15 protein-coding genes, 1 other RNA gene and 1 pseudogene are annotated in these 14360 nt (G+C 35.9%); 10 read left to right on the plus strand and 7 right to left on the minus strand.

Annotated elements, in window-relative coordinates:
* Positions 1–34 precede the first annotated feature (34 nt).
* Positions 35–2347, minus strand: coding sequence for a UvrD-helicase domain-containing protein (locus tag AC4G3O_RS07500; RefSeq protein ID WP_148630894.1), 2313 nt, complete (start codon positions 2345–2347; stop codon positions 35–37).
* 155 nt (positions 2348–2502) lie between these two features.
* On the opposite strand from AC4G3O_RS07500, the gene AC4G3O_RS07505 reads away from it, so the two are divergent.
* Positions 2503–2790 (plus strand): hypothetical protein, encoded by a 288-nt coding sequence (locus tag AC4G3O_RS07505; RefSeq protein ID WP_066101360.1) that lies wholly within the window; start codon positions 2503–2505, stop codon positions 2788–2790.
* Positions 2791–2900: 110 nt separating this feature from the next.
* Here the strand turns inward: AC4G3O_RS07505 and AC4G3O_RS07510 are convergent, their stop codons facing one another.
* The 3 genes from AC4G3O_RS07510 to AC4G3O_RS07520 all read right to left on the minus strand — a co-directional run bounded on the left by AC4G3O_RS07510 (position 2901) and on the right by AC4G3O_RS07520 (position 4657).
* Positions 2901–3326 (minus strand): GNAT family N-acetyltransferase, encoded by a 426-nt coding sequence (locus AC4G3O_RS07510; protein ID WP_066101357.1) that lies wholly within the window; start codon positions 3324–3326, stop codon positions 2901–2903.
* A 5-nt stretch (positions 3327–3331) separates the two neighbouring features.
* Positions 3332–3847, minus strand: coding sequence for a 2'-5' RNA ligase family protein (locus tag AC4G3O_RS07515; RefSeq protein ID WP_066101354.1), 516 nt, complete (start codon positions 3845–3847; stop codon positions 3332–3334).
* Between the two features lie 78 nt (positions 3848–3925).
* The gene (locus AC4G3O_RS07520) at positions 3926–4657 is read right to left on the minus strand and encodes an alpha/beta hydrolase (protein WP_139891416.1); all 732 of its coding nucleotides are present in this window, start codon (positions 4655–4657) and stop codon (positions 3926–3928) included.
* A 135-nt stretch (positions 4658–4792) separates the two neighbouring features.
* Here AC4G3O_RS07520 and AC4G3O_RS07525 point away from each other — a divergent pair, with 135 nt between their 5' ends.
* Complete coding sequence (locus AC4G3O_RS07525; RefSeq protein WP_077247956.1) at positions 4793–5353, plus strand: phosphatidylglycerophosphatase A family protein; 561 nt, start codon at positions 4793–4795, stop codon at positions 5351–5353.
* 29 nt (positions 5354–5382) lie between these two features.
* Here the strand turns inward: AC4G3O_RS07525 and AC4G3O_RS07530 are convergent, their stop codons facing one another.
* The gene (locus tag AC4G3O_RS07530; RefSeq protein ID WP_491136018.1) at positions 5383–5598 is read right to left on the minus strand and encodes a hypothetical protein; all 216 of its coding nucleotides are present in this window, start codon (positions 5596–5598) and stop codon (positions 5383–5385) included.
* A gap of 227 nt (positions 5599–5825) precedes the next feature.
* Here AC4G3O_RS07530 and AC4G3O_RS07535 point away from each other — a divergent pair, with 227 nt between their 5' ends.
* The 3 genes and pseudogenes from AC4G3O_RS07535 to AC4G3O_RS07545 all read left to right on the plus strand — a co-directional run.
* Positions 5826–6305, plus strand: a complete 480-nt coding sequence (locus AC4G3O_RS07535) for a spore coat protein (RefSeq protein WP_225983664.1) — start codon at positions 5826–5828, stop codon at positions 6303–6305.
* Positions 6306–6379: 74 nt separating this feature from the next.
* Positions 6380–7054, plus strand: a complete 675-nt coding sequence (locus tag AC4G3O_RS07540; RefSeq protein WP_066101340.1) for an SOS response-associated peptidase — start codon at positions 6380–6382, stop codon at positions 7052–7054.
* A gap of 553 nt (positions 7055–7607) precedes the next feature.
* Positions 7608–7790 (plus strand): annotated as a pseudogene (locus tag AC4G3O_RS07545) (KGG domain-containing protein); the annotation flags it as partial.
* A gap of 63 nt (positions 7791–7853) precedes the next feature.
* Here the strand turns inward: AC4G3O_RS07545 and AC4G3O_RS07550 are convergent.
* Positions 7854–8618 carry a YqcI/YcgG family protein gene (locus AC4G3O_RS07550; RefSeq protein ID WP_491136019.1) on the minus strand — a complete coding sequence of 255 codons (765 nt, stop codon included), beginning with the start codon at positions 8616–8618 and terminating at the stop codon, positions 7854–7856.
* 171 nt (positions 8619–8789) lie between these two features.
* On the opposite strand from AC4G3O_RS07550, the gene AC4G3O_RS07555 reads away from it, so the two are divergent.
* From AC4G3O_RS07555 to AC4G3O_RS07575, 5 genes are all read left to right on the plus strand, one after another.
* Positions 8790–9683 (plus strand): ATP-grasp domain-containing protein, encoded by an 894-nt coding sequence (locus tag AC4G3O_RS07555; RefSeq protein ID WP_066101330.1) that lies wholly within the window; start codon positions 8790–8792, stop codon positions 9681–9683.
* Between the two features lies 1 nt (position 9684).
* Positions 9685–10545, plus strand: coding sequence for an ATP-grasp domain-containing protein (locus AC4G3O_RS07560; RefSeq protein ID WP_491136020.1), 861 nt, complete (start codon positions 9685–9687; stop codon positions 10543–10545).
* Positions 10546–10628: 83 nt separating this feature from the next.
* Positions 10629–11516 carry a TIGR01777 family oxidoreductase gene (locus AC4G3O_RS07565; protein ID WP_491136021.1) on the plus strand — a complete coding sequence of 296 codons (888 nt, stop codon included), beginning with the start codon at positions 10629–10631 and terminating at the stop codon, positions 11514–11516.
* Positions 11517–11645: 129 nt separating this feature from the next.
* Positions 11646–11842: non-coding RNA, 6S RNA (gene ssrS / locus AC4G3O_RS07570), on the plus strand.
* 231 nt (positions 11843–12073) lie between these two features.
* Positions 12074–12448: a hypothetical protein gene (locus AC4G3O_RS07575; protein ID WP_491136022.1), complete on the plus strand. Its 375-nt coding sequence runs from the start codon at positions 12074–12076 to the stop codon at positions 12446–12448.
* Positions 12449–12682: 234 nt separating this feature from the next.
* Here the strand turns inward: AC4G3O_RS07575 and AC4G3O_RS07580 are convergent, their stop codons facing one another.
* Entirely contained in the window at positions 12683–14305 is a 1623-nt protein-coding gene (locus AC4G3O_RS07580; protein WP_066101322.1) for an SH3 domain-containing protein, read from the minus strand.
* Positions 14306–14360 lie beyond the last annotated feature (55 nt).

The raw sequence follows: 14360 nt of genomic DNA on the forward strand, positions 1-14360 counted from the left end.
GATTTGACTCAAACTGCCGATCTGTATTACTCGGTTATTTGGTAATCAGTTCTTCTTTGTAAGAGGGCTCCCCTTTTAAAATCGTTAAGAAACGGGAAGATCTTGCCCGTTTTGAACGTCTATTTTCCGGTATGGAAATATATAATCCCGAGCATGCGCGTGTTACCGCTACATATAATAACCGTCTTTCTTCCTCCATAGGTTTCCTGTCACCGTCACGCCAAGATTCCAGAGCATAATCATGAGGCATGTTTCCGTCTACGCAGCCAAGAATATAAACATATTTATATTCAAGTCCTTTTGAACGATGGATGGTGCTCAGCTGAATAGCATTTATTGTTTTTTTAGACATTGATTTAATCTCTTTTGACATGGCTGTCATATGATCCGCATGAAGAATAAATTCCAGCACTGTATCAAAGCGTCTTGCAGCAATTTTCACATCCTTGATATCGTCCGACCCTTTGTCCATTTTATTGCCTTCATTCCCCCGCTTTTTGAGGTAGGCCCCAAAACCGAGTTCTTTTTCTATCATCTCGATAGCAGTTGATGGAGACAAATCCTTAAGTGAATGGATGACAGAGACAGCTTTATCTATTGCTCGCATTTGGAACGGTTTTAAATTATTGAGGAATCGAAGTGCCTCGAGCAAAGTGCAATCATTCAGGATGGATAGAGCTTTAGCATCCTGGACTGCCGACTTTTTCAAATATAGCGGCGGTAATAAATCCTGTAGCATTCCCGGATCATCTGGATTTATACTTGCTTTCATAAAGGCCAAAATACTGCGCACAGTCTTTCTTGTATAAAAGGAATCATAGTCAGAATCCACCCGAAATGGAAGACTTGAAGATGCAAGCTTTTCAAAAATAGCACGGCTCATTGTATTGGTACGATAAAGAATCGCAAAATCCTCTGGGTTTGCTCCATGCCTTATTTTTTCGGTTATGTCGGTCATAATCATGATTGCCTCAGATTCTTCATCAAATGGATAAAATAAAACCGGAGAAGGTGATTGATCATGTGTAGCCACCATTTTTTTTGGTGTTCTTGTTTTATTTTGAGAAACAATCTTGTTGGCTGTTTGAATGATTTTATGCCCAGAACGGTAATTAGCTGACAAGATTATGGTTTCGAGATAATCGTAGTCAAGCTTCAGGTTTTGTAAAAAGGCAGAATCACTGCCACGGAATGAATAAATGGCCTGATCATCGTCGCCTACAAAACATGCAGATTCTGCATTTGAAGCAAGCAGTCTAACAATCTCATATTGTACCTTATTAATATCTTGAAACTCATCGATTAGAAAGTGTTTGAACCGGTTTCGATAAAAATTAAGAATCTGTTCATTCTCTTTTAAAAGTTGATAACAGCCTGTTTGCATATCATCAAAATCGAATTTATTATTTATTTCTTTATATGATTCGTATTTTTTATAAAGCTCCCGGCAATTGACTTCCCAATCGTCAGCAGGATGAATATCCTGAGGAGATAATAAATCGTTTTTCCATCTGCTGATTTGCTGTAAGGCTTGATCAAATGCAAATTCCCGTTCATCGATTCCTAATTCTGAAGCTGCTATTTTTAGGACATATTCTTTCTCCCCATCAAATTTTATCAATTTACTTGAATGCCATTTTTGAGGTTCATGTTGTAAAAGAATTCGATAAAAAATGGAATGGAAGGTACCGGTAAATACATGCTGCAGCATAAAGGGAGTTACACCGGGCATTTGCTGTAGCCTGCTTTTCATCTCAGCAGCTGCTTTAGATGTAAACGTAACGAGCATCACCGATTTAGGATCCGTTTGTTTTTCTAATAGTAAAAAGGCTGTCCGAGCAGTCAAAACACGGGTTTTTCCACTGCCTGCTCCTGCAAGAACGAGTAAATGTCTTGCATCAGTTACGACAGCATTTGCTTGTTGATCGTCCAATAACCAGCCGTGGGCACTCAGAATGTCAATGAATGGATGATTGCTATTCACCCCAGGCAGATGTTTTTCATTATAGGATGGCAGACTTGTAATGGACTTTGGTCCTTGCCAGATAGTTTCATCAGAGCAATTGGTAATGGACCTGGATTGCGGTAAGCGAAATCCTCCGTATTCCACTGAAGCTTCATTCACTGCCGGATTCGTTTTCTCAGTTTTGTCCACACAAGGAGGACGTGAAGAATCACGATGAATAAAATATGGTTCTTCATGGATTCCAAGATACATATAAACAGGTTGACCACAATGATTACATTGAAGTTCACCATTTTTTCCAGCTTCATGAATACGAGCAAATGCCTCCTTGGGCCATGTGAGTAAAGAGATAGATTCGTTTTTCCAATTAGCTGTTTTCATCATATTCCTCATTTATATAAAAAATTTTAAAAACGACAGACAAATATCATCTTATCAAATCGAATCATATATTACAAAAGAGGATAGTAGTTTTATTCCCTTAAAAAGCGGGTAATAAAAGTAAAAAAAGGATAAAAAAGTGAGGTGGAAAAGGAATGGGGTACATAAGTCCAATCACGCAATACGAATACATACAGTACACGAACAGAACGATTGCAGCGGAGAAGCTGACTAAAAATATGATCTCGTGCTTTCAGCCTGTACAGCCAATCAGATTCCATCGCAAGAATGAAGAACGGGATTCATTTGACAGGGAAATCAATTCAGACGATTTTAGAGGTTCATCTAATCGCATTTACAAAAATTATGTGCCGACAGAAATAGTCAAAAAAACCGCTACTGAAATGACTGGGGTCGGTCAATTTATTAATGAAAGTATTTAAACCATACATTTAAAATCACTCTATACATATGGAAAGCAGCGTATTTTAATACGCTGCTTTCCTTTAATGTTTATGAGTATAAACACTTAAGACTGCAGTCGGCTGCAGTCTTAAATATGTTTCTTCATAGTGTGATGAGGGATGCCGGCATCTAAAAATTCATCGGATATAACTGAGTAACCGAGTTTTTCATAAAAAGGGATCGCCTGGTTTTGAGCGTTTAATTTAAGGATCTCAATTTGTTTAGATAGGGCATATTGTTCTATGGCATTCATTAAATCTTTGCCCACCCCTTTTGAGCGGAAATCTGGTAAGATACAAATCCTTTCGACTTTTCCATAGCTATCAACCACCCTGAAGCGTCCGGCACCTATTGGATTACTTTCCTCATCTATTACGAGAAAATGTGTAGATTCCTCTTCTAAATGATCAATTTCTTCTTCTTCAGGTACATTTTGTTCATCTACAAAAACTTTAGTACGTACCGAAAATACCTGATCCAATTCTTCTTTTTCTGATACAATCTTGATGTTCATCGTGATCAGTTGTCCTTTCTTAATTGGTATGTTTCATATACTTTCCATGCCCCATTTTCAGTTTGATAGAGTAAATGGAAGTGATCAACTACTTCTTCGTGTTCGAATTTCATGAGACGCAGTTGTCCGAGAATATCGTTATGTTCCTTGTCAGATAAATCTTGACCAATAGTAATATGTGGAACAAATTTGTATTTTTTATCTTTGCCCAGAATATCATTATGGAAATCTTCGTGAAGTGCACTTAATTCGGCAGTAGGGTCAATTTTTAAATAAATCACATTATTGACTGGTTGGAAGGTGCTAACTTTTAAGACCTTTAATGTAAAAGGCTGGTGTTGGTTTGCAATCTCCTCGAGTTTAGCTGAAATTTCCTTGATTTGCTCATCTGTGGCTGTGAATTCAGATTTTAATGTAACATGAGGAGATATACGAGAGTAATGTGAGTCATAACGCTTTCTATATGAGTTTACAATGTCTTGCAAATTTTTTGAAGGGAAAATAGCAATTCCAAAATTCATGTAAGAACCCCCTGACTTATTTTGTAAAATTAGATATTACTTCATTATAGCAAATATTCAAAAAAATTTCCTTGCTAATTATGTCCTGTGAAAGAGCCAGGTAAGTGTCCTCTTCATATCTGACTGCCATGCCCTCCAGGTATGGTCTCCATCAATCTCTTCGTAAAAGACCGGAAAGCCTTTGCTTTCAATAATCGAGTTAAGTTCCTGATTAGGTTGTACAAAATCTATGATCCCATCTTTAGATGTTTGTACTGTTGTTTCATTCTTTCCAATCGTATGGTAGATTTGCGTTAAATGCGGGAACTGAAAAGACTCCACTGCTGATAGTACGGACTCGTTTACAAGTGGGGAATGCAATGCAATCTTGCCGAATGTATTGGGATAATCCATAGCTGCCATTAATGAAACAGTAGCTGCCAGGGAGTCTCCGATTAGGGCGCGGCTCAGCCCCATTTGGTAGGTCGGATATTCGGCATCAATATATGGAACAAGTTCATGTGCAAGAAACCTTTTATAGGCAGTATGCTTCAGGCCGTCAGGATGATATTTATTCCAGCGATCTTCAACATTTTTATAAGGGACACCTATAATGATTATATTTTCTATTTCTTGCCTTTCTAAAAGCTCATCTGCAGCTCGTCCAATTTTGCCTAATTGGAAATAATCTTTACCATCCTGTGCAATCAGGACGGAATACTTATACAGATGGGAAAAGGCTGAAGGTAAATATACAAGGAGTTCGATTTCCTCATTTAATTCCTTGCTGTTAAAAGATATACCCTTAATTGTTCCGGCTTTTAATGCCAATGAGCTCACCCCCTGTTATTCTTTTCAGGTATATTTTAGCATACTCTAACTTGTATATAATAATCAGGAGATTTGTGATATTATGAAGATTCTGATGGTATAATGGATGAAAGTGTAAAAAGGAGTAATAGAGATATGATTAAAAAACGTGTACATAGTAAAACAGTGACAAATGCTGCTAAACTTGCCTTGCAAAGTCGAGGTGTTACACTTGAAGCAATCGCTGAAATTGTTTATGAAATGCAATTTCCTTATAATGATAATTTAACTCTGGATGAATGCATATATAGTATAGAACGTGTCCTGATGAAACGTGAAATTCAGCATGCCCTTCTTGTAGGTATTGAATTAGATCGATTAGCTGAAAAGGGCATGCTGTCAGAGCCATTGCAGTCTATTGTTGAGTCTGATGAGTCCTTATTTGGTGTGGATGAAACCATTGCCTTAGGAGCTGTGCTCGGTTATGGAAGTATTGGTGTGACAACATTTGGTCACCTGGATAAGAATAAATTGGGGATTATCCGATATTTAGATACGAAGAAAGAGGGAAGAGGCGTAAATACATTCCTTGATGATTTGGTCGCTGCAATTGCAGCAAGTGCTGCTTCCAGATTAGCTCATCGTCTGCGTGATAAAGAGGAATCCCTGTCTGAGGATGAAATTGAAGATATAGATCATGAAGAAATGATTGGCTAAGGGAAGGGGGGAACCTCTTCTTTTTCTTTTTATGATGACCGCTTAGATCGATAAACGAGTTGGGTAGATAAGATTTGTTCCTTCTTAAATGTTCGATAGAGTTTGCGGTTAAAACAATAGGCGCGAATCAGTTGATCACCCATTGATTTAACTAGAATACGGCGTTTTGTAAAAATATTCTTATTGGAGACATAGATGATATCGACAGGAATTCGTTCTCTCATGCTCTTAAGTAAATCATTCACTTATCTTCACCTCCTATTTTCATTATATACGAACATACGTTTCTTATTCAACAAAAAAAGAAACGTATGTTCGATGTTTGTTTTTGTTGAAGTTGTTAATCATCATTAAATAATCATCCGTTTAATGAACCTTGATAGTAGAAGATATTTACCAAGATAAAAAGAAGGAAAGAGACAAGCCTAGCAATCATATACTCTTTGTGAAGGAATGAAGGAGGGGAAGTTGTTTGGCTAATACACTTGCATATCATGAAACACTGGAATTGCATGAATTAGTAGCATTTGCATCAAATGCATTAGTAGGCTTGAAAATGAAGGTCAGAGATGTACCAAATCAGGAGTTGAAAAATCTATATTTGACTACAATTAAAGTTTTGGAAAGATATATTAAAGAGTTGCTACAATACTTTCCAAGAGCACCGCAAAGGGAAGAGGATGAAAGAGAACAACCGGACGCCAGCTTTTTTGCAGGGAATTTATTGGGATTAACAAAAACATTAATCCGGAATTATTCGATAGCCATCACTGAAACGGCTACTCCTGTTTTGAAAAAGACATTAACAAACCAACTAAACGGAATGATTGATTTGCATAGCCAGGTATTTAACTATATGTATAAGAATAATATGTATCCCGCATATGATTTAAGTGCTTTGATTAAAAACGATGTAAACAACGCTAATAGAGCAATTGCAAAAAAATATTGAAGGCTCTGGCACCTAGATGGGTGCCTTTTTGGTTCCTGAAATAAAACTGTTATAATGGCCATGAGGTGATACATATGTGTGGTAGATTTACGTTATTTTCAACGTTTGAAACGATTATTGAACGATTTCATATAGAAGCAGCCTTTGATGAGGCAGATTATCAAGTTAGTTATAATATTGCACCGTCTCAGAGAATTGTTGCCGTTATTAATGATGGATCCAAAAATCGCTTAGGTTATTTGAGGTGGGGATTGATTCCATCGTGGGCAAAGGATGAAAAAATAGGATATAAGCTGATCAATGCTCGATCAGAAACGCTTGCGGAAAAACCAAGTTTTCGGAAGGCATACCAAAATAAACGCTGTTTAATTGTGGCTGATTCCTATTATGAATGGAAGCAAACGCCTGAAAGAAAAATACCGATGCGGATTAAATTGAAAAGCGGAGAACCATTTGGATTGGCAGGTTTATGGGAATCATGGAATTCACCAGAAGGACAGGCCGTATGCACGTGTACCATTATTACAACGTCCTCCAATGAATTGATGTCTTCCATACATGACCGGATGCCAGTTATTCTTAACCCGGAAGATGAACAAAAGTGGCTGAATCCAAAGATTCATGATTCGCATTTACTAAAACAATATTTACGTCCGTTTAATCCTGAATTAATGGAAGCTTTTGAAGTAAGTGCTGATGTGAATTCACCCAAAAATAATTCGGAACACGTAATTCAAAGAATATGTTGATTATTATTTTTCTCGGCATTTATTAACGGAAATTTTCGTTTTCTGTGGAAATCCTTCAGATTATCTAAAACTCTGACGATTAGGTATTCGCCGTATAATCCCGTATTAAACCTTACTTTTAAAAAGGAGTTATTCGTTTCTTGTTAATAGGTGCTATTTTCATACTTCGATTTTTCAATTAACAACATTAGTAAAAATAAAAAAAGAATAATGACTACTATCATGTTTCCCTGACCTCCTTCAAATAGGTTGATTAACTTTTTCATTCAATATAGTAAACTACAGTACAATCATACTACTGTATGGTAAAAATTAGAATATGAGAAGTAGGAAAGGCAACATATTGATTACAAAATGGTAGTAAGAGAGATACTATGAAATGCTAGTATGATTTCAACGACTGAAACTATTATTTCGAATTTAAACATTAAGTTCGAATAACAAGAGAATAACAAAAAGGTTAAATGCGTGTAATTATGTTTTTATCTTTTAAAAGAGGATAAATATAGTAGTGTAAGCAACAAAATAATTTCTTAAAAAGGAGCGATTATTTATGGCAGACAAAATGTCTAGAGAAGAAGCAGGACGCAAAGGCGGAGAAGCTACAGCTAAAAATCATGATAAGGACTTCTACCAAGAAATTGGCGAAAAGGGTGGAGAAGCCACCAAGAAAAATCATGATAAAGACTTCTATAAAGAGATTGGTGAAAAAGGCGGTAAAGCCCGCGCAAACAACGATTAAACCTTCTTCAGAAATTAAAAAAAATACTATAAGCAATCAAGGAAAAACCATGCTGACTTAGCATGGTTTTTCCTTTTTCTGATTACCTTTACCAGATGATAATAGAGTATTCCTCATTGGACAAGTTCCTTTAATTGGATTGCAATCATCCGTAATTAAATACTGTTTCCATTCTCTCTTGGATAAATCCTCATAGCTGCCTAAATCTGGATGATACGGCATGTTTTCAATCTTCTCAACTTTTTTTCTAATAACCTCAATTGCTTTTCTGCCATGTGGAGTAGTATAAGACGTATCAGCAAAAATTCTTCTTGGCTGAAAAATCATGATTAGGCAATCACCTAGATTTCGGGTAATACGATTTTGGTAAAAAGGAGCATTGCCAGATACAAAGATAGGTTCCCCGTTGAAAACAAATTCCCAATGGGGATCATCTGGATCAAGGGGAATATCATTGGACCATTCTTTATCATCCTGTTCGTGCAAATAGGATAAAATACTCCAAAAATTGGCATTATAATAATCATAATCAAGGTGCTGATAATTAAGTTCGGGCTCTACGAAAAGAACCAATGCATACCGAATAGATGGATTCTTCCTTGAAAGTTTGAGAAATTCGCTAAGTGTATGTGGAAGCGCAGAAAAATTATGATTCTCACAATACGTATAGCGGAGGAGGCCATCTCGCTCTGCTTTCATGCCAAAGTGACATGGGAATTGATTGTCACTGACAGTAGAACTCCAATAGTTATAGGCCTCATTCAGCCACCTCGGAAGAAGATTCCCCTTTTTAAAGTCAGATTTAATCAGTAAATGGTTCATAAATTAAACTCCTTGACGTATTTTTACGTACGGGACAATTAGGGATAATTTCATCATATGAAAATGATTGGAATGGTTGCTTTGTTCGATTAGATTAATGATGAAATTCTTCAGCTCTCACTGGTTTGATATAATAAAACAAACGAATAAATAGTAAGGAGCATCCTCAATATGGAAAGAAAGTATGGATGGTTAATCTATAATGGGAGTTTGCTGTCTCCAAAATTTATGGAAATCCATGATTGGTATAAAGAGTCAGCTTCAAAAAAAGGAATCATTCTCGACTTAGTTAAAAATACAGAATTATTCTCTGTTATTGAAGGAAATCAAACCATTATTAAAAGTGAAAGACAGCATGCACGGCCGGATTTTATTTTGTTCTTGGATAAGGATATTCGTCTGGCAAATCAGTTGGAACAGATGGGTTATCGACTGTTTAACAAGGCTTCCGTGATTGAAGTGTGTGATAGCAAAATCATGACATTCCAGGCACTGGCTGATCATTCAATTAAATTACCGAAAACTATATTTTCCCCGCTGACTTTTACAAATACATTGGAAAAGGATCATTCATTTATTGAGTTTATTGAAAGGGAATTATCCTATCCGATTGTTATTAAAGAGGCCTACGGATCTTTTGGTGAGCAGGTGTATCTGGTACAAACCCGTGAAGAATTGGAGAAAAAGAGAAAAGAACTACTTCAAATCCCACATCTTTATCAGGAATTCATTAAAAACAGTAAAGGCAGAGACGTCAGAGTTCATGTGGTAGGTGACAAAGTGGTGGCGTCTATGCTGCGAACTTCCGAAACAGATTTTAGAGCAAACGTGACAAATGGTGGGGTCATGCATGAATATGTTCTTCCGAAAGAATTTGAAGAACTGGCAATTAAGGCAAGTAAGATTATCGGAGCTGATTTTAGTGGAGTGGATCTTTTGTTTGGCGAAGAGGAAGAACCGATTCTTTGTGAAGTAAATTCAAATGCTCATATAAAAAATATCTATGATTGTACAGGTATTGATGTAACTGAGCATATCTTCGATTATATTTTGCGGATGGTGTGACATGTTTAAAGGCTTACTGATCTATAAGCGCGAGGATTATGTCAAAAATAAATGGTTTGCCAATCAGTTTATTAATAATAGTAATCAGCACAATCTAAATATCCAGCTTGTATTTGCCGAGGAATTGAGTTTAATAATTGATAATGGAAAATTGTCCGTTTATATGGAGGAGGGGAATTCACTTCAACCGGATTTCGTCATTAACCGCACCCGAGACAGTCAAATAAGCCTTCATTTTGAATTAATGGGGTGCAGAGTTTTTAACAATTCTCAAGTGACGGATATTTGTAATCATAAAGCTAAAACACATCAAATGATTAACAGCCATGGAATAAAATCTGTGAAGACGGCAATCTCATTCACTGAGGGACAGTCGCTATTAAATTATCCACTTATTTTGAAGACCAACAGCGGCCATGGTGGGACGGATGTTTTTAAAGTAGATTGCAAAACAGAATTAACTAAGCAGATGGGGGAGCTTAATAAGGGGGATGTTATCCTACAGGAAATGTGTGATAATCCAGGTGTTGATGTGAGAGTCTTCGTACTGGGTAAGGAGATAATTGGAGCTGTTAAACGTTATTCCAGCAACAGCTTTAAGTCCAATTTTTCACTTGGCGGAAAGGCAGAGCGTTATACTTTATCTGAGAACCAAGAGAATTTAGTAAATAAAATAAGTATGATATTTAATTTTGACTTTGTAGGTATCGATTTTCTCATCGGCCAGGACGGAGAATTCCTGTTCAACGAAATAGAAGATGCAGTAGGTACCCGTACACTTTACCAACAATATGACTTTGATGTTGTACATATGTATCTGAAATATATTAATAAACAAATGGTTGATATGTGCGCAAAATAATCCTTTCATTTAAAAAAATGTAAAATATTTGATAAAATAATAGTGATATACTTCACAAATATGAGAGGTAAAGGGATGAGTGGATGAGAAAGAAGGTCGTGATTGCTGGGGGGACAGGTTTTATTGGTCAGTATTTTGAGAAGCAGTTTCATTCAATGGGATATGATGTGCTTATCATTTCCAGAAGTAACGAACATATTAACTGGGATAATAATGGTGAAATAAGGAAAGCGCTTGAAGGGGCCGAGTTATTGGTTAATTTGGCTGGAAAATCGGTAAATTGCCGCTATAATACCAGTAATAAGCAGGAAATTGTCATGTCTAGAACTGAAACAACAGCTATATTGGGTAGTGCTCTCCTTGAGTGCACGACTCCACCGCCTCTGTGGATTAATTCAAGTACTGCCACAATATACAGACATGCGGAAGATCGACCTATGACAGAGAAAAAGGGTGAGATCGGAAGCGGCTTTTCAGTTGATGTTGCTAAAGCGTGGGAAGAAACATTTTTTAACTTTGAATTACCGCATACAAGAAAAGTTGCCTTAAGAATTGCAATTGTATTAGGGGAAAGCGGCGGAGTAATGACTCCGTATAAAAATCTCGTTACGTTTGGCCTTGGAGGTTATCAGGGATCTGGACGACAAATGTTTAGCTGGATACATATTGAAGATTTATTTCAAATTGTTCTCTTTCTTAAGAACAGAGAAGACTTGGAGGGGGTATTTAATTGCTCCTCACCCCATCCACTCACCAATCGTGAATTAATGACTCACCTTCGTAACAGTATGAACAGAAAAATTGGCCTCCCCACACCAGCGTGGATGCTTAAGGCAGGTGCAATTCTAATCAGAACTGAGCCGGAGCTTGTTTTAAAAAGTCGCTGGGTACTCCCTGAAAGGCTTGAACAAGCGGGATATACGTTTAAATATAAAAATTTGAAAGATGCTTTAAAAGATATATTTAAATGAGATAGTTTGATTAACCCTCTGTATTTTGTGTTGGTCCTCTTGATAAACTTCCGTTTTAATGGAAATTATATATTTATTATGGAAGTCATCTCCATTGCATTTAAATGATTAGAGGAGTATTATATTTAATACGAGCTACATTGTACGTGATGCATAATTTAAGTTTTAACCTTTAAGCTGTAATAGGGAGTTTTATTATAAAGGCTGGAATGACAAGCCTCTGTCTATATGACCTGGAGGACAAGCAGGAAAGCTTTTGCGAACACCCACTTGGAGAAGTGGTGGTTTAAAACTTTCTTATATGTAACGGCAAAAGTGGCTTATAAACCAATTCCATTTCGGAATTGGTTTTTTATATTTACCCATAAAAAATGACAGACAGTAATAAATACAAAGGCTAAAATGAAATCAGTTGTTGATTGTTTATTTTGTATTTATTAAAATATTAATATAACTTATCTTAATATTTGAAATTGAAATTACTATTAGTTTTTTTATTTTATAAAAATAAAACAGATGGAACGGGAAATATTATTTAGAGTATTTGGGTGATTTTAATGAATTCCAGGTTATTTATATTAGCAATCATATTTTCTTTAGTTATTTCTTTGATACCAGAATTAAAAAAACAGACAATCGCTGTTGCTTCTGCTAATTTAGGGATGACTAGTGAAATGGATAAGGTGCAGTTTGCACATAATTCACTTTCTAAAACCTCAAATAATATTGATTCAACAATACAAGTATTCGACCCTATTACTTCCGAAGATATTATTGGTCGTATAGTACCAAGTAAGTGTTTAACAGGGAAGGGTATGGTTGTTGAAGAAATTTCTCAGACTAGCGAACATGTTATTAGTAGCTTATATCCTTTTGGGATTTTTATTATATTTACAGGATTTATATTTATGGCTTTACGTTTAAAGAGATAACCGTGATAGAATGCAGTTCTGTTGTAATTTAAATTACCTAGGCTGAACTTGTTTAACACCAATGACTATAAAAGAGAAAAATAAAGACTTCTATCTGTTTAAGAGATAGAAGTCTTTATTTTGTATACATCCTTTTAAAATCCTTAATATACGGATAGATGGGAGTGTGCAGCATGTTGAAAATAAACTCCCAATTTTTCAATTAGGAGTTTATCTTATAATTGTATATTCTATTTACTTTGTAATAAAGAGAGCACTGCCAATTTTTCTTGGGCTTTCGCCTAATTTATTAATTAAATTACCATTGATATATAGGGTGCTGGATCCTCCGCCATCTAAATTTACAGCTTCAACTGCCCCTAATTTCATCATAACATCAGCGCTTTGGCTTGCTGTTAAACCACTACTCCCATTAATTCGGCCATCTGTAACTGCCATGATAAACCGTCCATCTTTAGTCTGACCAAACAATGTTCGAGGGTTCCTGCTTTTACTGTGTGAGAAATACTCACTATGCGCTAAATTTATTTTGCCGTTCTGTACTAAAGAATATGAAGTACCAACAGCAAAATAATTATTTTCCTTCATATCTTCTAATTCTTGAAGATTTATTAATGGTGTTGCGATACTACGAATATCTATTTTCCCTGTCTTTTTATATTCCATAATTACGTATTTAGGATTATGGTTACTGGTTACTTGTCCATTTACCATAAATAAACCACCATGTTCCATTTTTGAGTTAAAAAAGCCTAAGTTTATCTTTGCTAGTTCATTTGGTAGCTTAATAGATGACAATGGTTCAAGAACATTAGGTTTTCCTTTGGAAACTGTTAAATTAGCATTAGGATTACTTGTATAGATATGAATATTCGTATTATAATATCTTACATTTTTATAATTAGGTACTGTCTCTTTGATGACAGACTTCTTCATGTATGTCGAGTTGACAAAGCCTGTCTTATTAGCATATTTAACTTTAAACCAACTTCCGGATTTGGAGAGATAGGTCACATTTTTCCCTTTCGGAATGGTTAGGATTACTTTATGTTTATTAGAAGCACCAGTCCTTAAATTGACATTAGCCGTTGTTTGATATGTAACGGTAGCCTGTGAATTAGTCTGGGAATTAGCTGTTGGTTTCTTTAAATAAGAAGAGCTCACAAAGCCTGTCTTATTAGCATATTTAACCTTAAACCAACTTCCAGATTTGGAGAGATAAGTCACATTTTTTCCTTTCGGAATGGTTAGGATTACTTTATGCTTATTAGAAGCACCAGTCCTTAAATTGACATTAGCCGTTGTTTGATATGTAACGGTAGCCTGGGTACTAGCCTGTGAATTAGCAGTTGGTTTCTTTAAATAAGAAGAGCTCACAAAGCCTGTCTTATTAGCATATTTAACCTTAAACCAACTTCCGGATTTGGAGAGATAGGTCACATTTTTCCCTTTCGGAATGGTTAGGATTACTTTATGCTTATTAGAAGCACCAGTCCTTAAATTGATATTAGCCGTTGTTTGATATGTAACGGTAGCTTGGGTACTAGTCTGAGAATTAGCTGTTAGCTTCTTTAAATAAGAAGAGCTCACAAAGCCTGTCTTATTAGCGTATTTAACCTTAAACCAACTTCCGGATTTGGAGAGATAGGTCACATTTTTCCCTTTCGGAATGGTTAGGATTACTTTATGCTTATTGGACGAACCGGCTCTTAAATTGACATTAGCTGTCGTTTGATAGAGTGTGGAAGAAGAAACGGTTGCTGCGTCTACTTTTGTGTATAAATCAGTTGTTCCAAATAAAACCAAACCAAATGTAATAAAAATTAATACGATTTTTTGTGTCAATGAGTTTCTCATGCAAGACTTTCTCCTAATATTTGTGATAAATAATTTGTTGTGGTAGTTATAATAA

The sequence above is a fragment of the Bacillus sp. z14 (2026) genome (assembly GCF_058313575.1).